This window comes from Streptomyces sp. NPDC020983, assembly GCF_044333485.1.
GTDB lineage: Bacteria > Actinomycetota > Actinomycetes > Streptomycetales > Streptomycetaceae > Actinacidiphila.
Window position 1 is genome coordinate 326561 of the sequence record NZ_JBIRRA010000007.1, and the last position, 24440, is coordinate 351000.

18 protein-coding genes and 1 pseudogene are annotated in these 24440 nt (G+C 74.2%); 11 read left to right on the forward strand and 8 right to left on the reverse strand.

Going from position 1 to position 24440, the window contains the following annotated elements; all coding sequences use genetic code 11:
• Positions 1–213: 213 nt before the first annotated feature.
• From ACH4SE_RS18110 to ACH4SE_RS18120, 3 genes are all read right to left on the reverse strand, one after another.
• The gene (locus ACH4SE_RS18110) at positions 214–1941 is read right to left on the reverse strand and encodes a GAF domain-containing protein (RefSeq protein ID WP_398544384.1); all 1728 of its coding nucleotides are present in this window, start codon (positions 1939–1941) and stop codon (positions 214–216) included.
• 458 nt (positions 1942–2399) lie between these two features.
• Positions 2400–3311, reverse strand: a complete 912-nt coding sequence (locus ACH4SE_RS18115) for a universal stress protein (RefSeq protein ID WP_398544385.1) — start codon at positions 3309–3311, stop codon at positions 2400–2402.
• 397 nt (positions 3312–3708) lie between these two features.
• Positions 3709–4131, reverse strand: a complete 423-nt coding sequence (locus ACH4SE_RS18120) for a nuclear transport factor 2 family protein (protein ID WP_398544386.1) — start codon at positions 4129–4131, stop codon at positions 3709–3711.
• Between the two features lie 101 nt (positions 4132–4232).
• Here ACH4SE_RS18120 and ACH4SE_RS18125 point away from each other — a divergent pair, with 101 nt between their 5' ends.
• Together ACH4SE_RS18125 and ACH4SE_RS18130 are read left to right on the forward strand one after the other, a co-directional pair.
• A complete protein-coding gene (locus tag ACH4SE_RS18125) occupies positions 4233–4817 on the forward strand; it encodes a TetR family transcriptional regulator (protein WP_398544387.1) in 585 nt (194 codons plus the stop codon).
• 297 nt (positions 4818–5114) lie between these two features.
• The gene (locus ACH4SE_RS18130; protein ID WP_398544388.1) at positions 5115–7514 is read left to right on the forward strand and encodes a tetratricopeptide repeat protein; all 2400 of its coding nucleotides are present in this window, start codon (positions 5115–5117) and stop codon (positions 7512–7514) included.
• Between the two features lie 333 nt (positions 7515–7847).
• On the opposite strand, the gene ACH4SE_RS18135 is transcribed toward ACH4SE_RS18130, so the two are convergent.
• From ACH4SE_RS18135 to ACH4SE_RS18145, 3 genes are all read right to left on the reverse strand, one after another.
• Positions 7848–9503: a DUF664 domain-containing protein gene (locus ACH4SE_RS18135; protein ID WP_398544389.1), complete on the reverse strand. Its 1656-nt coding sequence runs from the start codon at positions 9501–9503 to the stop codon at positions 7848–7850.
• Between the two features lie 11 nt (positions 9504–9514).
• Complete coding sequence (locus tag ACH4SE_RS18140) at positions 9515–10705, reverse strand: flavin-containing monooxygenase (protein ID WP_398544390.1); 1191 nt, start codon at positions 10703–10705, stop codon at positions 9515–9517.
• Between the two features lie 343 nt (positions 10706–11048).
• A complete protein-coding gene (locus ACH4SE_RS18145; protein WP_398544391.1) occupies positions 11049–12488 on the reverse strand; it encodes an MFS transporter in 1440 nt (479 codons plus the stop codon).
• 83 nt (positions 12489–12571) lie between these two features.
• Between ACH4SE_RS18145 and ACH4SE_RS18150 the strand changes: the two genes are divergently transcribed.
• Positions 12572–13198: a TetR/AcrR family transcriptional regulator gene (locus ACH4SE_RS18150; RefSeq protein ID WP_398544392.1), complete on the forward strand. Its 627-nt coding sequence runs from the start codon at positions 12572–12574 to the stop codon at positions 13196–13198.
• Positions 13199–13460: 262 nt separating this feature from the next.
• On the opposite strand, the gene ACH4SE_RS18155 is transcribed toward ACH4SE_RS18150, so the two are convergent.
• Positions 13461–14117, reverse strand: a complete 657-nt coding sequence (locus tag ACH4SE_RS18155) for a TetR/AcrR family transcriptional regulator (protein ID WP_398544393.1) — start codon at positions 14115–14117, stop codon at positions 13461–13463.
• A 138-nt stretch (positions 14118–14255) separates the two neighbouring features.
• On the opposite strand from ACH4SE_RS18155, the gene ACH4SE_RS18160 reads away from it, so the two are divergent.
• Positions 14256–14873: an NAD(P)-dependent oxidoreductase gene (locus ACH4SE_RS18160; protein ID WP_398544394.1), complete on the forward strand. Its 618-nt coding sequence runs from the start codon at positions 14256–14258 to the stop codon at positions 14871–14873.
• Positions 14874–15074: 201 nt separating this feature from the next.
• Here ACH4SE_RS18160 and ACH4SE_RS18165 read toward each other — a convergent pair whose 3' ends face one another.
• Entirely contained in the window at positions 15075–15662 is a 588-nt protein-coding gene (locus ACH4SE_RS18165) for a hypothetical protein (RefSeq protein WP_398544395.1), read from the reverse strand.
• A gap of 536 nt (positions 15663–16198) precedes the next feature.
• Here ACH4SE_RS18165 and ACH4SE_RS18170 point away from each other — a divergent pair.
• The 7 genes and pseudogenes from ACH4SE_RS18170 to ACH4SE_RS18200 all read left to right on the forward strand — a co-directional run bounded on the left by ACH4SE_RS18170 (position 16199) and on the right by ACH4SE_RS18200 (position 24346).
• The gene (locus ACH4SE_RS18170) at positions 16199–18949 is read left to right on the forward strand and encodes an ATP-binding protein (protein WP_398544396.1); all 2751 of its coding nucleotides are present in this window, start codon (positions 16199–16201) and stop codon (positions 18947–18949) included.
• A 104-nt stretch (positions 18950–19053) separates the two neighbouring features.
• Positions 19054–19887: an alpha/beta fold hydrolase gene (locus tag ACH4SE_RS18175; protein WP_398544560.1), complete on the forward strand. Its 834-nt coding sequence runs from the start codon at positions 19054–19056 to the stop codon at positions 19885–19887.
• A gap of 37 nt (positions 19888–19924) precedes the next feature.
• Positions 19925–20701, forward strand: coding sequence for an alpha/beta fold hydrolase (locus ACH4SE_RS18180; protein WP_398544397.1), 777 nt, complete (start codon positions 19925–19927; stop codon positions 20699–20701).
• A 159-nt stretch (positions 20702–20860) separates the two neighbouring features.
• A pseudogene (locus ACH4SE_RS18185) lies at positions 20861–21007 on the forward strand (RidA family protein); the annotation flags it as partial.
• A gap of 251 nt (positions 21008–21258) precedes the next feature.
• A complete protein-coding gene (locus tag ACH4SE_RS18190; RefSeq protein ID WP_398544398.1) occupies positions 21259–22149 on the forward strand; it encodes a LysR family transcriptional regulator in 891 nt (296 codons plus the stop codon).
• Between the two features lie 424 nt (positions 22150–22573).
• Entirely contained in the window at positions 22574–23833 is a 1260-nt protein-coding gene (locus ACH4SE_RS18195; RefSeq protein ID WP_398544399.1) for an MFS transporter, read from the forward strand.
• Between the two features lie 165 nt (positions 23834–23998).
• Positions 23999–24346, forward strand: a complete 348-nt coding sequence (locus ACH4SE_RS18200; protein WP_398544400.1) for a hypothetical protein — start codon at positions 23999–24001, stop codon at positions 24344–24346.
• Positions 24347–24440: the final 94 nt, after the last annotated feature.

Consider the following 24440-nt stretch of genomic DNA (forward strand, 5'->3'; position numbering starts at 1 on the left):
GCAGGTCCGGGCGGTGCCGACACGGGGGGACCTTCGGACCCGGGGCGCCGCCGTGCGGCCGCGTCCCCGTCGTCACGAAGCGCCGAGGGCCGGGGCGGACGTCAGCACGGGCGGGCCGCCGGCCCGGCGCGTGCGCAACTGCGCGAAGAGGGTGGGCCGGCCCCGCCGGGAGGCCGCCGCAAGGGCGGAGCGACCGCGGGGTACCCGCTCGGGTCAGGCCGTGAATTCCTGGAGCGGAGCGGACCACCGTACGGCGGTGCCGTGCGGGTGGTTCGCTTCGAGGTCCAGCGTGCCGCCGGCCTGCTCGGCCCGCGTGGACAGGTTGTGCAGGCCGCTGCGGCGTGTGACGCCCGGGTCGATGCCCCGGCCGTCGTCGCTCACCCGCAGCCGCACCGCCGTGTCGGTCACGTCGACGTCCACCTCGACGGCGGTGGCCTGGGCGTGGCGGGCGGCGTTGGACAGCGCCTCGCCCAGCACGGCGAGGAGGTGCCCGGCCAGCTCCGGGGTCACCGCGCTGTCCAGCAGCCCGGTCATCCGCAGGGACGGGGTGAAGCCGAGGGCCTCGGTGGCGCGGTCCACCTCGGCCAGGACCCGGGTGCGCAGGCCGGCGCCGCGGGCGCGCTCGTGCTGCCCGAGGGAGTAGATGGTGGCGCGGATCGTCTTGATCGTGTCGTCCAGGTCGTCCACCACCCGCTGGACGCGCTCGGCCGTCTCCGGCCGGTCGGCGAGCCGGCCGAGGGTCGCCTGGAGGCTCAGGCCGGAGGCGAACAGCCGCTGGATCGCCAGGTCGTGCAGGTCGCGCGCGATGCGGTCGCGGTCGTTGAAGACCGAGAGGCGTTCGGCGTCCCTGCGGTGATCGGCGATCTGCAGGGCGAGGGCCGCCTGTGCGGCGAAGCCGGCGATCATCTCCAGCACGGCGCCGGTGTACGGGGGGCTGCCAGGTACGCGGGCGACCTGCAGCACTCCGCGGGTCTGCCCGCCCGTTCCGAGCGGCACGAAGAACGCCGGGCCCAGGTCCACCCGTGACGCGCTGCCTCCCTGCGAGCGGGAGTCCTCGGACAGACGGTCGCTGACGATCGTCTCGCCACTGCGAAGGACCTTGGCCGCCAGGGTCGTCGAGGGCAGCACCAGACCCCGTACCGCTTCCGCCTGCGCCCCCGCGGCGGCCTCCACGACGAGGTCCCCCGTCCCCGGCACCGGAACCGCCAACGTCACCAGGTCCGCCTCGGCCATCTCCGCGACGGCGGCCGTCAAGGCGTGCAGGACCTCGGCAGGGTCGACGCCCGACAACAGCGACCGGGTCAGTTCCCCCGACGCCGCCAGCCACCGCTGGCGGCGTCGCGCGTCGTCGTACAGGCGGGCGTTGTCGATGGCCACGCCGGCCGCGGCCGCCAGCGTGCGCAGCACGGACTCGTCGTCGGAGTCGAAGGGGGCCCCGCCGCGCTTGTCCGTGAGGTAGAGGTTGCCGAACACCTGGTCGCGGACGCGTACCGGCGCGCCCAGGAACGTGCACATCGGCGGATGGCCCGCGGGAAACCCGACGGAGTCCGGGTGGTCGTGGAGATCGGCAAGGCGCAGCGGCTCGGGATCGCGGATGAGCGTGCCCAGGATGCCCAGACCGCGCGGGTAGTGGCCGATGGCCGCGATGGTCTCCTCGTCCATCCCCACGGTGATGAAGCGCTGGATCGTGCCTTCCTCGCCCAGCACCCCCAGGGCCGCGTACTGGGCGTCGACCAGGTCCGCGGCGGAGTGCACGATGCGCCGCAGCACTTCTTCCAGATCCAGCTCGGAACCCACGGCCAGGACCGCGTCCAGGAGGGTCTGCACCCGGTCGCGGGTGTCGCGCACCCGCTGGACGTGGACCTGCAGGTCGTCCAGCAGCTCGTCCAGGCGCAGGTGCGGACGGTTCTGGCGCGGCACCCCGGTGCCCTCGTCGCTCACGACCGCTCCCTCCCCCCAACTCCAGGACTGTGCCAGGCAAGTATGCCCGAACAGCCCTGGGGCCGGGCCGGTGGCGGTGCTCCGGTGGATTCCGCGGTGCGACCGGATCATCCGGTCACACCGGTGGTGACGGGACGCGCACGTGCCGCGTCCGGCGGCCCGCGCCGACTCCCCGGCGGGAACGTGCCGCCCGGCGCCTCACCTGTCGACGACGGCGCGGGCTCCGACCAGGCCGTATACGCCGTCGTCGACGGGTTCCGGCCGCCGCGACTCGCGGATCACCGGGGTGCGGCCGGCGGCGTGGAGGGTGCGGACCAGGCCCTGCCGGGTGCCGACGGCCCAGCCGATGACGCAGGTGCCGTCCGGGACGGTGCCGACGGCCGGGGGTTCGCCGGAGGCCGGACGACGGCTGCCCGCATCGCGGCGCTCCTCGACGCGACGAACGCCAGGGGGCCGGTTCAGGGGTGCGGGACCACGGCGACGGGTGCCGGCGAGTGGTGGAGGAGGGCGTGGACGACGGGGCCGAGGAACGGGCCCGTGGGACCGGTGCGGATGCGGCGGCCGACGACGACCAGCGACGCTCCGGCGGCGGCGTCGACCAGGTGGCGGGAGGCGGGGCCGATGGCGGTCTCGGCGGTGACGGTGACCTCGGGGTGCTTGTCCCGCCAGGGGCTCAGGGCCGCGGCCAGGGCGTCGCTCTTCAGGGCCTGCAGCTCTTCCAGGAGGCTGGGGGCGAGGGATGCCGCCGGGTAGCCGAAGGAGGCCGGCGGGGTCCAGCCGTGCACCACGCGCAGTGTCGCGCCGCGGTCGGCCGCGGCCTCGAAGGCGAAGCGCAGTACGGCCTCGTCCGGCTTGGCCAGGTCCAGTCCCAGCACCACGTCGCGGTAGGGGGCCTGCGGTGAGGGGTTGCCGTCCGCGTCCGCGAAGTGTTCTCCGGCCGCGGTCGAGCCGGCGCGTACCAGGACCACCGGCCGCTCCGCGTGGGCGACGACCGACAGGGCGACCGAGCCGATCAGGAAGCCCGCGACGGAGCCGAGCCCGCGCGAGCCCAGGACGAGCAGTTCGCCGTCCTGCGCGTCGGACAGCAGGGCCGCGGCGGGCTGCCGGGACACCTGGACGGTGTCGATGCGCAGGCCGGGGTGGCGCTGACGCAGCTTGGTGGCGGCCTCGCGCGGGATCCTCTCGGCCCAGTGCCGCTGCGGGTCGGGGCCGACCAGCGGTGCGTGGGCCGTGTGCCGGGCGGGTTCCCAGATCCAAGCGTGGACCAGGCGCAGCGCCAGCCCCCGGCGCAGTGCTTCGCGGGCGGCCCAGTCCGCCGCCGCGAGGCTTTCCGGTGAACCGTCCAGACCGGCGACGATGGTGCGCGTCATGGTGTCGACCTCCTCGTGGTGTCCTTCTGCGTCCAGCGTGCTGGCCGCCGGTGGCCGGCAGTAGGGACCGAAGGTCCTTCGTGAGCAGGCGGACGGCCCCCCCGTCGCGGGACCGGAAGGGAGCCCGTGCTCCGGGCCCACCCGTGCGTACGCCCGCGGGCCGGCGGGAGCGGCCGGGTCACCGGGGCCCGGGCGTGCCCCATCCGTCCCGTGCGGTCGGGGGGCGCGACGGGCCGGGTCGTCCCGAGGAGCACCGGCCACCCGGCGGCGGCCCCGCCCGGCGCCGCGGGCTTCACGGCTGCTACGGCATCCTGCGCCTCCCGATCGCCGTGCTCCCGTCCGGCCGGTCCTGCCCGCTCCCCTCCGCGGGGGTGCCCACCGGTCCGTCAGGGGGCTCTCACGTCCTGCTGCCGAGTGCGGATGTGTCGATGTAGTCCCGGACGTGGCTGATCCGCCCGCCGTGCACCCGGAGCACCAGCAGTCCGGGAACGCCGAAGGAGGCGCCCGTGGCCGGAACCGTCGCCAGGACGACCTGTTCGGCGACGATCACCTCCGGGTTGGTGGTCTGGTGGACCGCGGTCCTGCGGATCTCCTCCACGCGTACGGGGCTCGCGTCCCACGCGGCCCGGTAGCCGGCCCGCACGGCCTCGCGGCCCTCGAAGCTCGGCGGGAAGCCGGGGGCCCTGAAGGGGAACTCGTGCAGGGCGTCGGCGGCGTAGAGGTCGGCGAGGTCGTCGGCCGACTTGTCGAGCATGGCCTGGTAGTAGCGGTCGAGGACGTCGTACGGGCTGCGCAGGGCAGCGGCTTCGGTGTCCGGCACGGGGGTGCTCCATTCGCTCAACGGATGTTGACCCAGTGGACAGTAGGCCGCACCGGTCCTTCGGTCAACGCTTGTGGAGCGAAAGGCTGTAGAGTGGCCCGGTGTCCGCCGCCCAGCCCTCCCGCGCCGAGCGCCGCCGCGCCTCGGAGGCGCGGATCCTCGACGGCGCGCGCGAGCTGTTCGCCGAGAAGGGGTTCGACCGCACCACCATCCGTGCCGTCGCGGCGGCGGCCGGTGTGGACCCGGCCCTGGTCATGCAGTACTTCGGCTCCAAGCGGGAGCTGTTCACCCGGGCCGTGCAGCTCCGACCCGCGGCGCCCGCGGCCACCGGCCCGGAAGGGCTCGCCGATCAGCTGCTGGCCACGCTGGGCCCCAAACTCGGCGCTCTGCCCGAGGGCGCACTGGCGATGATGCGGTCGATGCTCACCGACCCCGGGGCGGCCGACCAGGTCCGTGCCCGCCTCAACGAGCAGGCCGAAGCCGTCGTCGCCGCGATGCCACCCGTCCAGGACGCGGAACTGCGCGCCATGCTGGCTCTCACCACGCTGCTCGGCGTGACGATCGGCCACCAGCTCCTCGGTCTCCCCGCCCTTCGTGACGCCTCCGCCGACCACGTTGCGGCGCTCCTGCGCCCGGGTATCAGCGCCCTGACGGACGACAGGGCCGAGGGCGAAGGGACCGGCTGACCGGCGGCGCCCCGCTGGTGCGGGCGCGCGCCGGGTCACGCGCGCCGCGGGCGCTCGATGCCCGCCCGGCGCCCGCCCTCGCTACCGGATCAGGACGGAGCCGCCCGCGCCGCGCCCCGGTGCGCGGGACCCACCGGCGCACGGCCGTACCGGGGTGGGGAATGCGGGTTCGGGCCGCCGGCCGGGCGCCTAGAGTCGTCGTAGCGTCACCGGGTCGTGGGGGTCGGGGTGGACAAGGAGCAGGATCCCGCTGCGAGGTTGGCAGGTGCAGCGAGCGCCAGGGACGGTGGCGCGGCCGTGGGCGGAAACGTCGAGGTGCACGCGCAGGACGGTGCTTTCGCGGCCTTCTCGGTCCGTGACGTGTATCTGCAGGCGCCCGCCGGGCCTCGCGCCGTGGTGTGGCCGCACGCGGTGGGAGTGGTTCCACCGCTGGCAGGTGCGTTCCAGGACCGGGCGGAGCGTGCGCGGTTGCGGGCGGCCGCCGCCGAGGGCGGGACGGTGGTGCTGTGTCAGGTACTGGTCGGGATGGGCGGGGTCGGCAAGACCCAGCTGGCGGCCGACTACGCCGAACATGCGTGGGACGACGGGCACGGCGTCGATCTCCTGGTGTGGGTCACCGCGAACAGCCGGGACGCGGTCGTGACCGCGTTCGCGCAGGCCGGTGCGGAAGTGTGCGGGGCGGACCCGTCGGATCCGCAGCGGGCGGCCCGTACGCTGCTGGCGTGGCTGCGGACCGGACGCCGGCGGTGGCTGGTCGTTCTGGACGACGTCGCCGATCCCAGGGATCTGAACGGCCTGCGGCCACCCGCGGTTGCGTCGGGGCGGACGGTGGTGACCACCCGGCGGCGCGATGCCGCCCGCGCCATCGGCGGCACGGCGGTCGAGGTCGGGCTCTTCACCCCGGGTGAGGCGGAGGCGTATTTGGCCTCGGCGCTGGCCGCGGAGGGGCGCACCGAACCGGCCGCGGACCTCGCCGGACTGGCAGGGGACCTGGGACGGTTGCCGCTGGCGCTGTCGCAGGCGGCGGCCTACGTCATCGACGCGGGCATTTCGGCGGGGGAGTACCGGGAACTGCTGACCCGTCGGGCACGGTCGCTGGCCGAGATCAGCCCGGACGTCCCCCCGGACGACCAGACGCACAGCATGGCCGCGGCATGGACGCTGTCGGTGGAGCACGCCGACCGGCTACGCCCGGCCGGCCTGGCCCGCCCCGTGCTGCAACTGGCTTCCTTCCTCGCGCCCGGTGCCACCCCGGCGGCGGTCCTGACGAGCACCCCGGCACTGGACTACCTGACGGCCCACCGCACGCCCTGCGAGGGGCCGAGCGCCGGCACCCCCGCCGCGCCGGACCAGCCGGTCACCGCACGGGACGCGGCCGCGGCACTGCGCGCCCTGCACCGCCTCAGCCTGCTCACCGACGCGGCCCCGCCGGCCGCCCACGACGACGGCGCCACCGGTGCGACGGGGGACGCCGCCCGCGACGGCCGAATGGTGCGGGTCCACCAGGTCGTGCAGCGTGCCACCCGGGACACCCTCACTCCCGCGGAGTACGCCACCACCGCCAGGGCGGCGGGCGACGCCCTGCTCGCCACATGGCCCGACGTCGAACGCGACACCGAACTGGCCCAGGCCCTGCGTGCGTGCACCACCGCGCTGATCGCCTGCACCGAGACCGGCGACGGGAACGCGGGTTGCCTGTACCAGCCCGACGCGCATCACGTCCTCTACCGGTACGGGCAGAGTCTGGGTGAATCCGGGCAGCTCAACGCTGCCATCGACCACCACGTACGACTCGCCGGGAACGCCGCCCGCCACCTCGGCCCCGACCACCCGAACACGCTGACCGCCCGCGGCTACCTCGCCGACTGGCAGGGGATGGCGGGCGATGCGGCCGGTGCCGTCACCGCGCTCGCCGGCCTGCTCGACGACCAGGTGCGGGTGCTCGGGCCCGATCACCCGAACACCCTGACCACCCGCCATGTCCTCGCCTTCTGGCGCGGAGAGGCGGGGGACGGCGCCGGTGCCGTCACCGCGCTGGCCGGCCTGCTGGACGACCGGTCGCGGGTGCTCGGTCCCGACCACCCCGACACCCTGACCACGCGCGGCTACCTCGCCCGGTGGCGGGGGGAGACGGGGGACGCTTCCGGTGCCGTCAGCGCGTTCGCCGGCCTGCTGCACGACCAGGTGCGGGTGCTCGGTCCCGACCATCCCGACACCCTGACCACCCGCGGCTTCCTCGCCGGCTGGCGGGGAGTGGCGGGCGATGCGGCCGGTGCCGTCAGCGCGTTCGCCGGCCTGCTGGACGACCGGCTGCGGGTGCTCGGCCCGGACCATCCCGACACCCTGACCACCCGCCACAACCTGGCGCACTGGCGGGGGGCCTCGGGGGACGCTCCCGGTGCCGCGACCGCACTCGCCGGGCTGCTGGACGACCGGCTGCGGGTGCTCGGTCCCGACCATCCCGACACCCTGACCACCCGCCACGACCTGGCGCACTGGCGGGGGGCCTCGGGGGACGCTCCCGGTGCCGCCACGGCGTTCACCGAACTGCTCCACGACAACGTCCGGGTGCTCGGCCCCGACCACCCGAGGACCCTCGCGGCCCGCCACAGCCTTGCCCACTGGAACGAACAGGCTGAAGAACACGGAGGTTCCTCGGCGTTGCCGCTCCAGGGTGAGGCCGGCACGGGCGAATGACGTCGTGCGGCCGGGCCGCACCGGGGCCGGCGGAAGATCCGCCAGGCCTTCGGCCGCGTCGGCGGGGCGACCCTGCTGCCCGGAGCATCCGCACCAGGCGCTGAGCGTGCCACGGGGTGGCTGACCGGCGGGGCTCCGGTGCTCGGCCGAGGCCCCGGACCAGGGACCGCAACGCCCGGCAGGATGCCGCCGGACCGCCGGGACGGGATCCTCACCGCGGGCAGGATCCGGGGGGACCCGGGCGCGGTGCGGGGCACCCCCTCCGCGCGGTGCGGAGGTGCGCGGGGCGGGCCGCGGCGGCGCCGCAACGGCCGAACCCCCTGTCCGCACGGATCAGTCGCCGCGTGCTCCGTCGGTGAGTTCCCGCAGGATGTCGGCGTGGCCCGCGTGCCGTGCGTGCTCACGGATCAGATGCACGTAGATCCAGCGGAGCGACACCCGGCCCTTCTTCTCGTGCGGCACGGTGTGGTCGAGGTCGAACCGGGCGGCCAGACGTCGGGATTCCGAGCAGGCGCGGTCGAACTCGGCTACGACGTCGGCCACCGTTTCCGTGGCGTCCACCTGCCAGCTCGCCGGGCCCCCGTACGAGTCGCCGGTGATGTCCTCGCGGGGCCGCTGCGCCAGATAGTGCTCGAACCAGTTCCTCTCGACCGCGGCTGCGTGCTTGATCAGGCCGACAAGCGTCGTCGGCGAGGGCACGAGTTGCCGGCGCGCCTGTTGCTCGGACAGGCACCGGAGTTTGCCCCGCAGCGCTTCGCGCTGGTGGTCGAGGAAGGTCTCCAGGACCTGCCGCTCACCCGAGGCGCTGACAGCGTCTTCGTCCACAACCGGCGCGGTGATCTCCACGGGGCCACCGTCATTGCCGCCGAGGTGCGCGCGGGCCGGTCGCCAGGGGACGGGCGGGCAGAACACGGCGCCGTGTTCCGTGAGCCGGGAGGGGATGTCTGCCAGGCCTGGCAGCTGGTCGATGTGGTGGACTCCTGCCGGCAGCGTGCCGGTGACGATGTCCCGGGTGACATGGGCGGCGACCAGCGCTGTGATCCGGGACTGTCCACTGCCGGTCATGGTGACGGCGGCGTGGGTGTCGCCATGGTGGCCGTCGACGCGGATCGCGAAGCCGCTCGTTCCGATGTGGACACGGGAGAGGATCCGGGTGAGGGCTCTTCGGAGGGTCCCGGTCCGGAATGCGCCGATGCGCCGCAGGCCGAAGAGCAGCGCGGTGAGAGGTGCGGAGTCGAGGCACATCCGTGTGGTGACGGTGCCGACGCCCAGCGTGCGGCGCAGGCTGTACTGGTCGGAGAAGCCGAACGGGTGGGCGGTGCGGGTGTTGTGGCCGGCCAGGGCGACGCGGAGCGGCTGCGCCCCGTGCGGGTGCCGCCGGCCGAGTTGGCGGACGGTCCAGCCGACGGCGTCGAGGCCGTGGTGTTCGCCCGCGCCCAGGAGCACCGTGATGTCGAGCCGGTCGGCCCCGCCGAGGGTCTCGTGGACCTGCCGTGCCAGCAGGTTGGTGAGTCCCGGTGCGACGCCGACGCTCAGTACGGCGGTGGCTCCGCTTTCCTGGGCGAGGTCGGCCATCGTCTCCACCGTGCGCAGGAGCCGGTCGCAGGCGCCGACGTCCACGAGGTGGATTCCGTGCCGCAGGCAGGTCCGGGCCAGGGCGCTGTCGGGTGGTTCGACGCAGAGGACGACGGTGCCGATCGAGTACCGGCGCAGGAGCCCGTCGAGGCCGCCGGGCTCGTGGAGGTCGAGGCGGACCGCCCTGATGCCGGAGGCGAGGCGGGCCCGCTGCGGGCGGCGGCCCGCCGCGAGGACGCGACCGGGAAACCACCCGTCGAGCGTCCGGGACACGATCGCGCCGACGGCGCCGTAGCCGCCGACGACGAGGATCGCCCCGGTCCCCGGCCCGGTCGTCACGGACTGGGGGGAGGCGGCAGCTACGCGGCCGGTGGCGGGCTTGCGCGCGTCGGACGACACGTGGCGCACGGTCACAGGGAACTCCTTCAAGGGCGGGTGCCGGGAATCGGGTGCGGGCGGCGGTCGTCGGCGGCTGGGGGCCGTGGGCCGCCGAAACGGCGCCGGCCCGTGGCGATGGCGTCGGCGATACGCCGGGCTTCACGCCCGTGCTGGCGCAGGTTGCCTTCGATCGCGGGCCAGAAACCGGTGAGCCACAGGCCGGGCAGCGCTTGGCGTCCCTTGCCGGTGAGTGGCCGCTGATGCCGGTCGAGGACGCCCAGGGGGCCGAGGAGGTCGGCGAGGCCGGAGCGGTAGCCGGTGGCGGTGACGATGACGTCGGGCTCGACGCGCAGGCCGTCGCGCAGGATGGCCTCGTTCGGGGTGAGGCGGGTGACGTCGGCGACGATGCTCAGTCGTCCGGCGACGAGGTGGCCGACGAAGCCCTGGTCGACGGCGGCGGTCACCCCCGTGGTGCGCATCCGGCGGAACGGGCCGTCGGCCGCGGCGGGCAGGCCGTAGGGCGTCAGGTCGCCGAACGCGCGCCGGGAGATCGCCCGGGCCAGGCCGTCGCGCACCCTTTCGGGCAGGTAGCGCAGGGCGACGGTCGCGGGGTGCAGAGGGACGCCCCACATCTGCCGCGGCAGGATGGTGGGCGGGCGGCGGATCGACATCCACAGCTGGGCGACGCCGTGGTCGACGAGGTGCCCGGCGATCTCGACGGCGGAGTTGCCCGCGCCTATCAGCAGGACCCGCCGGCCGGCGAGGTCGGCGGCCCGGCGCAGTTCGGCCACGTGCCGGACCGGCCCGCCGAAAGCGGCGAGGCCGGGCAGGTCGGGTTGCCAGGGAACCCGGTCGTTGCCGGTGGCGACGACGACGTGCGTGGCTTCGTACACTCCGGTGTCCGTGCCGACCTGCCAGCCGCGACCGGTCGGGGTGAGACGCCGGGCGCGTACGCCGAACCGGATGTCGAGGGCCTGCCGCGATGCGTACCGCTCCAGATAGGCGACGTAGTCGTCGCGGCTCACCCAGCGGCCCGCGTGCCGCGGAACGGCGAGGCCGGGCAGGCCCGACAGCCACCGGACGGTGTTGAGCCGCAGGTCTTCGTGCCGCTGCCGCCACGAGGTCGCGACCCGGTCGCCCTGTTCGAGAACGACGTTCGTCACCCCGCGTTCCAGCAGGGCGGCCGCGGCGCCCAGTCCGGCCGAGCCGGCGCCGATGATCACCACCGCCGGCTTCATGACGCCCCGCCGTCGTGTCGGATCCCGGTGGCCCGGACGGTGCCCGCGCCGGCGGCCCTCTGCCGCCGGCCGTGACGCCGCAGGCAACCCTGTTCCGCCGCTTCCGACGGCAGGAGGGCGAAGCACCACTGAGGCTCCGGCGCGCCCGACCGCTCCTTCAGGGCGAGCGGACCGGCGCCGGCCGCCGGACGGCCGGCAGCGTGCGGGGCGGGCACGGGGCCGCCGGGCGAGCCGCAGCCGAACTCCGGTACGCGGGCCGGTGGGGGCGGCAGCGGGTTGCGCATGAGCCGCCGGTTCCCGGCGGGCCGGCGCCCGTCACCGGTGGCAGGGGGCGTGGTCGTCATCAGGACTGTCCTTCCACTGCGGCCGGTGTCGTGGTGGCCTTCGACGGATCAGGACGCAGGAGGACGAGGGTGAGGAGCAGGCCGAGCAGGGCGAGCGCCGCGCATGCGGCGAACCCGGCCCGCAGGCCGGTGAGGTAGTCGGGGTCGGTGGCGGGCGTATCGGGCCCGGTCAGCGCGGCGGCCAGGACGAGGACGGCGGTGACTCCGAGGCCGGAGCCGATGCGCTGGGCGGTGCTGACGAGTCCCGCGGTCACGCCCGCGTCGACGGGGGCGACCGCTGTGACCGCCGGGGCGGTCACGCCGACGAACGCCGCCGGGAGGCCGAGGCCCAGCAGGAGTGCGGCGGGCAGGACGTCCGTCACGTAGTCCAGCGTCGAGGGCAGTCTGGCGAACCAGGCCAGACCGGCGGCCTGCAGGGCGAGGCCGATGGCCAGCATCCGGCGCGCCCCCAGCTGTTCGAGCAGCCCGGGCACGACCGTCCGCGACGTGAGCAGGGCGGCGGCCGCGACGGGCAGGACGGCCAGACCCGACCGGTTCGGGCCGTAGTGCTGCGTCTGCTGCAGATAGAGCGCCAGCAGCGCGAACGCCGGCACGTGAGCCGCGCCGACCAGCGCGTTGACCAGCGTCGACCCGGTGACCTCGCGTACGCCGAACAGCCGCAACGGCACCAGTGGCTCTCGGGTGCGCGCCTCGACGACCGCGAACCCCGCGAGCAGCAGTACGGCGACGGCCAGCAGCCCCACGGCGACCGCGCGCGTGCCGGGTTCGGCCAGCGCGCCGACGGCGTACCCGAGCGTCAGCAGCCCCGCGGTACCGACGACGGCGCCGGGGAGGTCGAGCCGCACGGCCTCCCCGCCGCTGCGTGCCTGGTCCGCGGGGAGCAGGCGCGGGCTCAGGACGAGGGCGGCCGCGCCGATCGGCACGTTGATCAGGAAGATCGCCGGCCAGCCCAGGGCCTGCGTCAGCAGCCCGCCGGCGGACGTGCCGATCGCCGCGCCGGCGGCGCCCATGGCGCTCCACACACCGAACGCGCGCCGCCGCGCGTCCGGGTCGGTGAAGGTACGGGTGAGCAGGGCGAGTTGCGCGGGTATCAGCACCGCGCCGCCCACGCCCTGCAGCGCGCGGGCCGCGATCAACTGCCATGGCGCCACGGCCAGACCGGCGGCAGCCGAGGCCAGCGTGAACAGCACCAGTCCGATCCGGAACATGCGCCGGGCGCCGAAACAGTCGGCGGCCCTGCCGCCGGCCAGCATGCAGCCGCCGAAGGCCAGAAGGTAGGCGTTGGTGACCCAGCTCAGCCCCGCCTCCCGGAGATGCAGGCCGGCGCCGATCCGCGGCAGGGCGATGTTGACCACCGAGGTGTCGAGGAACACCAGCAACTCGACGGCGGTGATCAGGACCAGGGCACCGCTGCGGCCCCTGAAGGAGTGTTCGGCCATCTGCTCTCCAACTCTCACTAGAGTCTGACTCCAGTGAGAGTTGCGCTAGAGTAATGCTCCAGTCAATGTGAGGAGGGTCACCCGTGACCGGCGGCCCGAAGGGCGGAGCGCGCGCGGCGAAGGCCGCCGCCACCCGCGAGCGCATGCTGAAGGCGGCCCGCAAGCTGTTCACCGAAAGCGGCTACACGGCAACGACGATGCAGGCGATCGCCACCGAAGCCGGCGTCGCCGTGCAGACGCTCTACTTCACCTTCGAGACCAAACGCGCGATCCTCAAGGAACTCCTCGACGTCGAGATCGCCGGCGACGCACTGCCCGTCGCGTCCCTCGAACGTCCCTGGGCCGGCGAGGCCCTGGCCGCCCCACCTGCCGAGATGCTGCGCCTGCTGGCCGTGAGGACCGCCGAGATCCACGCCCGCGTCGCGGCGGTGCTGGAGGTCGTACGCTCCGCGGCGGCCACCGACCCGGAGATCGCCGAGCTCTGGCGCACCAACATCGCCCAGCGCCACACCGTCGTGGCCGTGTTCACCGGCGCGCTCGCCGCCAAGGGCGGCCTTCGTCCCGGCCTCGACCCGCTGCGCGCCGCCGACACCGCACTGGCGGTCATGACGCCGGAGACCTATCTGCTCCTCACCGGCGACCGCCGCTGGAGCAATGCCGAGTGGGCCGACTGGGCCGCCGACACCCTCATCCGCTTGCTGCTCGGATGATTCGCTAGAGCGTGCATCTAGTCTGCACGAGAACTGGCATGCTGCGGGCGGGCTGCCCGGTACGGCACGTGCCGGCGAGGTGGCCGGCCTGACGCGGACCGCGGGCGAGCGGCTCCACCGGAGGCGGTCCGTCCCCCGCTACGGGGCCGCGCGCGGCCCGGCGCCTCTTCGGGATCCGGCCGGGCGCCGCGCGGGCTGCCGTCGGTGGGGCGGGGCCCGGGTGCCGGTGCGGCCGGACCGGGGGTGCCCGGATCCGCCGAGGTCATCCCTCCGGGAGGCGCGCCGAGATCTTTTCGGCGGACTCGCCCGTGTGGAGGGCGAGGACATCGGCGACGAGGGTGTCCAGCGGCGGCCAGGGGATCGCACCGTGGTCGTTGTAGAGGGCGACGAGGCCGTGCAGCGCGGTCCACAGCAACAGCCCGTCCCGCCATTGCCGTTCGGGACCGGACCGCTCACCGCCGCGCTGCCGGACGCCGGCCAGTGAGGTGATGACGGAACCCAGGAGGGCCTCGCCGGCGCCGTGGGCCTGGAGGGGGACGAGTTCGGCCGGCATGCGGCCGCCGAAGAGCGTGCGGTACTCCCCGGGGTGCCCGACCCCCCAGCGCACGTAGGCGGCGCAGCGGGCGACGAGGTCGTCCAGGGGGCCGGCGGTCGGGGCCGCCGCCTCGTCCATCAGCCGGGCCAGTTCGGCGTACCGCAGCCGCAGGACGTGCTGGATCAGGGCGCCCAGGTCGGGGAAGTGGCTGTAGATGCTGGCGGGCGCGACGCCGACCTCGCGGGCGACCTGCCGAAGGGTCAGCGTCTCGGGCCGGTCGAGGGTGGCCAGCAGCCGGGCGGCGGCGTCGACCAGTTCGGCCTTGAGCGTCTGCCCCTGTCCGCGGGGGTTGCGTCGGCGACGCGGGGCCTGTTCCCCGCCCATACCCGGCTCCTCCTCGTCGGCAACGAGCGTTCACCTTACCTCCGGCGCCGCTCGTGCGCCGGGGCCTGCGGCTTGACACTCCTCACCAACACGTGTTCACTCAAATTCACCAACACCTGTTCAGTTAAGAGGTTCGTCATGCGCATCGCAGTGCTCGGCGCGACCGGCCGGGTCGGACGGCTGGTCGTGGACCAGGTGGTCGAGCGGGGCCACGAGGCAGTCGCGCTCGTCCGCAGCCCGCAGAAGTACGCCCAGCCCGCACGGGGCGGGGTCGAGGTCCGCCAGGCGGACGTGACCGGACCGCAGCCGTTCCCGGACCTGAGCGACGTGGACGTGGTCGTGTCCGCGCTCGGCATCAGCAAGGGCGACGGCCCGGGCGCCCTGGTGGCGGGGGCGCGGATACTGGCGGCCCTGCCCGTCCGCACACTGTGGCTCGGCGCCCTGGGCTCGGGGGTCTCGACCGGCGCCGGCGGGGGCATCTACCAGGCGGTGATGAAGATGTTCGTCGGCAAGGAACTCGCGGAGAAGGCCGCGGCCGACGCGATCGTCCTGGAAGGCGGCGCCACCGTTTTCCACGCGCCCGACCTGTGGGTCGGGGACGTCAGCGCGGCCCGCCGCAACGTACCCCTGGCGCAGTATCCCAAGCCCTTCCTGCCGCCGCACGCCTCGCGTGCCACCGTCGCGGCGCTCATCGTGGACGAGGCCGAACGGCCGACGTCCGGGGCCGGGGTACTCGTGCCGGTGGCGGGCGCCTGAGGGCGGGCTGAGCCGCCGCCGCGCTCCCGGATCCGGCGGAAGCCGTCGCTGAACCGCGGCGCGCGGCCGGGCAGCCCGGACGCAAGGACGTCCTGGCCGACGAGAACGTCCCGGACCCCCGGGGCAGGTGTTCCGGGCGGGATCGGCAGACGGACGGGCGGCCGGGCGCCGGACATCCGGGCGGATCTCTCGGAACGCGGGTCAGCCCGCGAAAGCGGGGTGCGTCGGATAGACGGTGTCGCCGCTCTTCGCCAGGTTGACGCGCGCGCCGCGCAGGATGTGCGTCTCGATGTCGCTCCTCGTGATGGGCCTGGTCTCGCCGCCGGCGACGTTCGGGCCGGTGTTCACCGGCAGGGCGCCGACATCGAGCTGCTGCGTCATGGTGTCGGGGTATTCGAGGGCGATCAGGGCGCTCACCTCGTCCGTGCCCATCCACCTCGGGAACATGGTGCTGGCCTTGGGGTTCGTCTGCTGGCTGGCGTAACGCCACTTCAGGACGTGCACCTTGTTCTCGTTCCCGACGGTCTCCGTGGCCACGATGCCCCTCGGGAGCCGGCCGTTGGTGTAGGCGTGCAGGCCCTGCGGCCGCTGCTTGTCGACGTTGCCGGTCATCGGCGTGCCGTTGAAGATGTGGTCCTTCAGCTGCCTCTTGACCAGTCCCGCGAGCTGCCCGACGGCCGTCCTGCCCATGGTGATGCGCCGCTGGTGGCCGGCGCGGTCGGCGTCCGTCTTCGCGCGCTGGACCATCCGCGCCACGACCTGGTTGCCCACGCTGCCCTGGAGAACCATCCCACCCGGGACGGCTCTGCCGCCCACCCGGCCCCCGGCCCTCTCGGTACGGGGCGAAGCGTGCTCGTCCTGCGTACGGCTGGCGGGGCCCGTGTGTCGTGCGACTGCCATATACCCTCTCCCGGCGAAGCCGGCGGAACCGGCGGTCCATCGCTGCCGCACCACCCTATTTCGGGACTCCCGCGGTGGGCCAGGGCGCATGGTGGGGGGCGGGAGGCGCCGCAGGGCGTGGGGCGGACACAGCCGCACCCCAACCTCGGACCCGTCGCTCAGCCGGTGCCGGCCCGCCACACCCGCTCCACCTCGCCGGCAGTACGGCACCTTGCCCCGCGGCGCGGCCCCGCCGTACTCGCGGCGGCTCGGTTTCGCGGACGCGGTCCGCGGTCGTTCCCGCCCGGCGGTGTGCCTACCATTGCATAGGGCATCCAGACGCGGCCTCCGGATCGCCTGCCAGGGGAAATGCCGCCGGGACGCCTGGTTCCGTGAGGACGTGGAGCCTTCGGGTGCGGGGAAGGCACAGAGAAACGGAGTGGGGCATGCAACGGCGGGCGCTGCTGGGCCGTGAGACGGAGCGTCGCGCGCTGGCCGCCCTGGTCGAGCAGGGGGCCGCCGGGTCCGGCGGCGCGACGGTGATCATCGGCGAGCCGGGGATCGGCAAGTCGGCGCTGGTCACGGAGGCCGCGGCCGCGGCGGCGCGCGGCGGGACCCGTGTGGTCACTGCCGTGGGGGTCCAGTCGGAGGAGGACCTGCCCTGCGCCGGCCTGCACCAGCTGGTGCACCAGCTGCGGGACGGGATCGACGACGTGCCGGAGCGTCAGCGCACCGCGCTGCTCGCAGCCGTCGGGCTCGTCGACGAGGCCGTCCCCGATCTGTACCTCGTCGGCCTGGCCGCGCTGACGCTGCTGACGGACGCGGCAGCCAAGGAGCCGCTGCTGGTGGTCGTCGAGGACGCCCACTGGATGGACCGCGCCAGCCTCGATGTGCTCGGGTTCGTGGCGCGGCGGATCGAGTCCGACCCAATCGTCCTGGTCGCCGTCACCCGGCGCCCTGACGACCGCCTCAGCAGCGCCGGCCTGCCGGTGCTGCACCTCGGCCCGCTGACGGACGAGGCGTCGGGCGAGGTGCTGGACGCGGTGGCCCCCGGCCTGGGACAGCAGGTCAGACGGCGGCTGCTGGAGGAGGCCGCCGGGAATCCGCTGGCGCTGACCGAGCTGCCGGTCGCGCTGCGGTCGGTCGGCGGGGCGTACGCGCTCAACCCGGGCCCGCTGCCGCTGACCGCGCGGCTGGAGCGGACCTTCACGGCACGGGTGTCCCGCCTTCCGGCCGACACCCGTGCGGTCCTGCTCCTCTCGGCCCTCAACGGTGACGGAACGCTGGACGAGTGCCTCGCCGCAGCGACCCGGATGCTCGGGACGGCGGTCGACGTCACCGCTTTCGAGGCAGCGGTCGACGCGGGTCTGGTAGAGGCCCAGGGGCTCGCCTTCCGGCACCCGCTCGTCCGCTCGGCGATGGACCACGCCGCCACCGCCGCGGAACGACAGGCCGCACACGCCGCTCTGGCCGCCGGGCTCCAGAGGCAGCCCGATCGGCAGGCGTGGCACCGTGCCGCCGCCACCGCTGGTCCCGACGAACGGGCAGCACGGGATCTGGACTCCACGGCCGGCAGAGCCCTGCGGCGAGGCGGTGTCGCCGCGGCCCTTGCCGCGCTGATGCGGGCGGCGGAGCTGACGGAGGACCCGTCCGCGCGGGCAGACCGGCTGCTCCGGGCGGCGGAACTCGCGCTGGAGTCCGGCCAAGGAGACGTCGCGGCGCATCTGCTGGCCCAGGCGCGCTCACTGGACCTTTCGGTCCGGGACCGGGGCCGCGCGGCCTGGGTCAGCATCGCTCTGGCCGAGGGGACGCGGGGCGAGGGCGCCGCGACCGCCGAGCTGGCCGAGCTTGCGGTCGAGATCGCCGCCGGAGGCGAGCCGGTACTGGGGCTGCGCATGCTGTGGGGCGCGGTCCTGCAGTGCTTCTGGGGAGAGCCGGGGGCGGCTGCCCGTGAGCGCGTCGCCGCTGCCGCCGACCGGATGCCCGTGCACGCCGGCAACGCCGACCTGGTCGCTCTGCGGGCGTACTCGGCGCCGGTCGAGCGCGGGGGAGCGGTCATGGAAGGCCTGGCGGATCAGCTGGAGCGCTCGTCCGAGAACGCGGAGGGGGACCAGCTCCTGGGGGGCGCCGCCGTGACGGTGGGCGCTCCCGCCCTGGCAAGCCGTCTGACGGCGAGGTCGCTGGACCCCCTGCGGGCGCAGGGCAGGCTGTCGATGCTGGCCCGCGCCCTCTGCGTCCAGGCGGGGAGCGCCGCGCGGCTGGGCGACGTACGCGCTGGTTTCCTCGCCGCGGAGGAGGCCTCGTCCCTGGCCCGCGAGACCAGCCAGCCTCTCGTGCACGCGATGGTGAATGCCATCCGCGCGCAGCTGGCCGCCGTCAGCGGCGACCCGGCGGCGGAGGCGTGGGCGGCGGAGGCCGAGCGCGCGGCCCTTCCGAGCGGAGGGCGGCCGGTGCTGGCCATCGTCCAGATGGCCCGCGGGCAGGCGGCGCTCTGCCAGGGGCGCTACGGCGACGCCTTCGGCCACCTGCACCGCGCCTTCGACCCGGCTGACCCCGCCTTCCACCCCTGGCTGCGCTTCTACGCGGTCGCGGAGCTGGTCGAGGCGGCGGTGCGCAGCGAATCCGCCGAGGTGGCACGCGAGGTCGTGCGGGAGCTGACCCCGCTCGGGGAGACGACTTCTTCGCCCGCCCTGCTCTGCGGGTTGCGACTGGGCCGGGCCCTGCTGAGCCCGCAGGACGACGCCGAGCCGCTCTACAGGGCGGCCCTCGACGCCGTCCCCACGGACTGGCCGTTCGAGCGGGCGCGGGCGCGCCTCGCCCTGGGCGAGTGGCTGCGGCGTCACCGGCGTCCCGCGGAGTCCCGCGTCGTCCTGCAGGCCGCGCGCGAGATCTTCGACGCGCTCGGCGCGTCGGCGTGGGCGGAGCGGGCGCGGCAGGAGTTGCGCGCTGCGGGCGCGTCGTCGCCGCGCCAGGATCCGGCTGCGGTGGACCGGTTGACCTCGACCGAGCTGCACGTCGCTCAGCTTGCCGCGCAGGGTCTGACGAACCGGGAGATCGGGGAGCGGCTGTACGTCTCGCCCAGGACGGTGAGCACTCATCTCCAGCGGATGTTCCCCAAACTGGGCGTGGCGTCCCGTGGGGAGCTTGTCGGGGTGCTGGGGGGCACGGTGACGTACCCCGAAGGCGCGGTGTCGTGACGTACGGCGGAGACGTAGGCCGACGGACGCGGTGCAGCCCGTTTGATTCCTAGGTTTGTGCCATGCCCGGTGCGCACACGGTGGACGGGGCGGGAAGGCACACCATGGGAAGCGTCACCGTCGGCGCCGAGGGCTCGACCGGTATCGAGCTGTACTACGAGGACCACGGCTGTGGGCAGCCGGTCGTCCTGATCCACGGCTATCCGCTGGACGGGCAGTCGTGGGAGAAGCAGACCGATGCGCTGGTCAGGGCCGGCTACCGTGTCATCACCTACGACCGCCGTGGCTTCGGCCGGTCGAGCAGGACCATGACGGGCTACGACTACGACACCTTCGCCGCCGACCTGGACGCCGTGCTGACGCAGCTGGACCTGCGTGACGTGGTTCTGGTCGGGTTCTCGATGGGTTCGGGCGAGGTCGCCCGCTACCTCGGCGTCTACGGCTCGCAGCGGGTGGCGAAGGCGGCGTTCCTCGGTTCGCTCCAGCCGTTCCTGCTGCAGACGCCGGACAACCCCGCCGGTGTGCCGCAGAGCGTCTTCGACAAGATAGCCGAGCAGGCGCAGGTCGACCGCCACGCCTGGTACGAGAGCTTCTTCGTCGACTTCTTCAACACCGACGAGACGCTCGGGTCGCGGCTCAGCGAGGCCGCGGTGCGGGCGAACTGGGTCACCGCCGCCGGCTCGGCGCCCGTGGCCGCGTACGCGTGCGTCCCGGCATGGCTGACGGACTTCCGGGCCGACGTGGAGCGCATCGACGTGCCGTCGCTGATCCTGCACGGGACCGCCGACCGCATCCTGCCGATCGACGCCACGGCCCGCGAGTTCCGCCGCCGCCTGCCCGACGCGCGATACGTCGAGATCGACGGCGCCCCGCACGGGCTGCTGCTCACCCACGCAGCCGAGGTCAACGCCGCCCTGATCGACTTCCTCAGCGCCTGAGAACCGGCCCTTTTTCTCATTGCAGGAGCACGTTGTCATGAAACCCACGATCGTCCTCGTCCACGGCGCGTTCGCCGAGTCGTCGAGCTGGAACGGCGTGATCGGGAAGCTGCGTTCCGCCGGGCACCCGGTGATCGCGGCCCCGAACCCGCTGCGCAGCCTCAGCGGCGACGCCGCCGTCCTCTCCGCCGTCCTGTCCGGCATCGACGGCCCGGTCGTGCTCGTCGGACATTCCTACGGCGGCGCGGTCGCCTCCAACGCCGCCGTCGGCCACGACCACGTTAAGGCGCTCGTCTTCGTCGCGGCGTTCGCCCCGGAGCGGGGCGAGAGCATCTTCGACCTGTCCGGCAAGTTCCCCGGCAGCACCCTCGGCGACACCCTGAACCAGGTCCCGCTCGCCGACGGAACCGCCGACCTGTACATCCGCCAGGACGCGTTCCACCAGCAGTTCACCGCGGACGTCACCGCCGAGCACGCCGCTCTGGCCGCCGCCACCCAGCGCCCGCTGAACACCACCGCGCTCAACGAGCCCTCCGGTGAGCCGGCGTGGAAGACCGTCCCGTCCTGGTTCATCTATCCCGGCCTGGACCACAACATCCCCGTGGAGGCCCACCGCTTCATGGCCGAGCGCGCCGGCTCCCGCCGCAGCGTCGAGCTTCCCGGCGCCTCCCACGCCCTTCCGGTGTCCGAGCCCGCAGCGGTGGCGGACCTCATCCTCGCCGCCGCCGAACTCGTCAGAAGCCCACCTGTGCCGGCCCGGCGCATGGCGGCCCGGCGCCGTGCCGGCACCCCCTCAACCGCCGGACCCCGATGACCGTCTGACCCTCGACCGGCCGCTGTTCGTCCGCCCCGCCGGGGCGCTCGTGCCGCTGCCGTCCGGACCTCGCTCCCCGGCCGGGACCGCCCTCGGCCGGGGTGGAGGCCGGCGCCGGCCCCGCGGGTCCGGCCGCCCGGGCGCAGAAGGCCTTCCGCGCCCGGCAAGGTGATCAACGGCGCATCGGCCTTCCTGCACGAGCTGTTCGGACCGGCCGGGATCCGTGCCCGCTCCGCCGTCGGCGTCGCCGTGCTCCCCCTGGACAGCCCGGTCGAGGTGGAACTCCACGTCGAGATCGGCTCCTGACCAGGTCCACGGCTGGCGCTTCGATCGAGCCGCGCTTGCCGGTGGGGGCGTGGGCGCCGGGCCGCGGGTGGTTCCAGGCACTCCCTCGTGAGCACGGGTGAGGCGGAGCCCTGGTCCGGGGCGGGTGCGGCGGTTCTGGTGACGCCTATGCGCTCGTGGGGCCTGCGTTCCGGAGCCGGCCGCGTCCGGTTATCGTGTCGGGCGAACGGCGACGAAGATCGTCATCGTCAGGGCGGAGACGGGAGGAAGCCGTGGAGCTTCGCCACCTCGAGCACTTCCTCGCCGTCGCCGAGGAACTCAGCTTCACCCGGGCCGCGGGCCGCGTACACATCGTGCAGTCGGCGCTGTCGGCGTCGGTACGCACACTCGAACGCGAGCTGGGCGCCCAGCTGATCGACCGGTCCACCCATCACGTCGAGCTGACCGATGCCGGCCATGCGCTGGTCACCGAGGCCCGGCGGACCCTGCAGGCGGCCGAGGCCGCCCGCGACGCCGTCGCCGCGACGGTCGGCGGCATCCGCGGCACGCTCCGCCTGGGCATCATGCACTCGCTCGCCGTGGTCGACCTGGCCGGGCTGCTGACTCGCTACCACCAGGATCGACCCGGGGTACGGATCGAGCCGCGCGCCGCCAACGCCAACGGGTCGGTGGAACTGGCCGACGCGGTCGGAAGCGGCCGGCTGGACCTCGCCTTCGCGGCAATGCCCGCCGGCTACCCGGCCGGGCTCGAGGTGAGGCCGCTGGTGGCCGAGCCGCTGAGTCTGGCCTGCCCTCCCGGCCACCGGCTGGCGTCGCGACGGCGGATCCGCCTTGCCGAGCTGGCCGGTGAACGGTTCGTCGACTTCCCCCCGGGCTGGGGGACCCGGCGCAGCGTCGACCAGCTGTTCGCCGCCCACGGCCTCGACCGGGAGGTCGCGGTCGAGATCGCCGACATCGTGGTGGTCAGCGAACTGGTCCGGGCCGGTTTCGGCCTGGCGTTTCTCACCCCGTCCCTGCTCGGGACGGCCCGGGACGTACGCCTCATCCCGGTGGTCCCCTTCCCGCAGTTCGTGGTGTCGCTGATCAGACAGGCCGATCGTCCGATGTCCGCCGCGGCCCGCGCCTTCTGGGAGCTGACCACCAGCCGGTACCCGGGCATCTGACCGTTCGGCCGGAACGCGCCCGTCCTCCCACGGTCACCGATGTCCGCGACAACCGTGGGCTCTGGGACGCGTCGGACCACATGACCGGACGGACCGGGCCCGCGACACCGCCGACGAGGTCCGCAGGATCTCCGGGGAGCACAGCGGGACCTACGCACGGCCGTCACATGGCTGGGCCGGCTCACCGCATCCCACGCCTGAGCCGGCACGCAGCACACCCCGGAGAGCCGTCGGCCCGACGAGGTGACGCGGGTACCGCGGATGACGCGGCTCCGTCCCTGCGCCGGCCCCTGGTTATCTCCGCAGGAGATGAGAGATATCCGATCCAGCTCTGACAGAGCTGGTAAGGAGCCTCAGGCCGTGCGGGTTGTCGCCCACGCCGGGACGTTCAGCCCGGCCTCCCGACGGTGAAAGGCGACGTCACATGAGTTCCACCGCAACCCCCGAGACGGCCGGCGCACTCCACGCCCGGCACGCCGCCGGCGGCCGCCCGCACGCCACACACGCGACCGGGTTCTGGTTCGCGGCCTCCGCGTACACCGCTCTGATGGCATTCGGCACCGTCCCCACGCCCCTGTGGCCGCTCTACCAGGTCCACGACCACTTCGGCGCGACCACGGTGACCCTGGCCTTCGCCGTGATGGTGGTGGGCGCGGCCTTCGCCTTCACCACGCTCGGCCACCTGTCCGACAGGGTCGGCCGACGGCGCGTCATCGTGCCCGCCCTGGCCGTCGCCATGGGGGGCGCCGTCCTGATGGCACTGTGGCCCGCCCTGCCCGGGCTGATCGCCGGGCGGCTGCTCACCGGGGTCGCGATCGGCCTCATGGCCTCCACCTCCACCGCCTACCTCAGCGACCTGTACCACCAGGCGTGGCCCGGCAGCACCGGCTCGTCCACACCCGCGACCGTCGCCACCGCGGCGAACCTCGGCGGCCTGGCCCTCGGACCGCTCGTCGCAGGCGGCCTCGCCGAGTGGGCCCCCTCACCGCTGCGGACGTCGTACATCGTCGTCGCGGCCGTCATGGCGGTGCTCTTGCTGGCGATCCTGGCGAGCCCCGAGACCGTCGACACCACAGCGGCGGCACGCACGGAGCCGCCGGTCCGCTTCGCCCTCCGTCCCGGGTACGGCGCCTCCTTCGGCGGCGCCGCGGCCGTCGGCTTCTTCGCCTTCGCCGTGATGGGGCTGTTCTCCTCGCTCGGCGCGATCATCGTCCGCGGCCAGCTGCACATCAGCTCCACCTTCGTCGCAGGCGTGGAGGTGTTCACGGCGTTCGCCGCATCCGCCGTGGCCCAGCTCGCCCTGGGCAGGCTCTCCCAGCCCAGGCTGCTGGCCACCGGCACGGCGCTGTTCCCGGCGGGCCTCGCATTCACCACGGTCTCCCTCTACCACCCCTCACTGTCGCTCGCGCTCGTGGCCGCCGGGTTCGCGGGCGCGGGATCCGGCCTGCTGTTCAAGGGAGCCGTCACCCAGGCGGCAACGGCCGCCGCACCGGCGTCCCGGGCCGGGGTCCTCGCGATGTTCTTCGTCATCGCCTACCTCGGCATGGGCCTGCCCTCGGTGACCTTCAGCCTGGTCATCCAGCACGCCGCCCTGCGACCGTCCATGATCGGTTTCGCCTCGGCCCTGACCGCGGGAGCCGTCGTCGCCGTCGTCACCGCCGTCCGCAGCCACGCCAGGGCCTGACCGCCTGCCGCTGAACCGAGTGCGTGTCAGCATTCCTCGGACACGCGGCCGCTGTGCCAGGCGCGGGGCACCGCGCCTGGCGCAGGTGAGGACGCCGACGGACCGCACCGGTCCGCTCCAGGCCGTCGTACTCTGCTGCGGACACGAGAGGACGGGGGGTGCACCATGAGAGCGACGGACGATGACGAGGCAGCCAGGTTCCTGACCTACCTGGCGGTGATCCAGATCCGCGCCATGGCCCGGCGCCGAAAGCCCTTCCACGCGTGGATGGGCGATGACTACGTCGCCTGCATCGCCTGGCTCGCCGATCTCGTGCACAACCTGGCGGGAGCAGGCGCACGACCGCAGCGGTGGGGCCTCCGCCGGAAGCGCCACCCTTCGATGGCATACACCTGGGCGGTCGCAGGACGGAACGGCCGGAAGTGGATCCTCGACAGCCTGGAGCAGGAAGGACTCGCGTGGGATCCGCCACCGGAGACGAGCTTCGGACGCGAGCGCGACGACCGCGGGTGAGAGCCGTTCCCTTGCGCCCGAACGGAGCGTGCGGTCCCACGCCGGCGGCAGACCGCCACGGTCCCTCGGCACCGGTCATCCGCGTTCGCGCCGC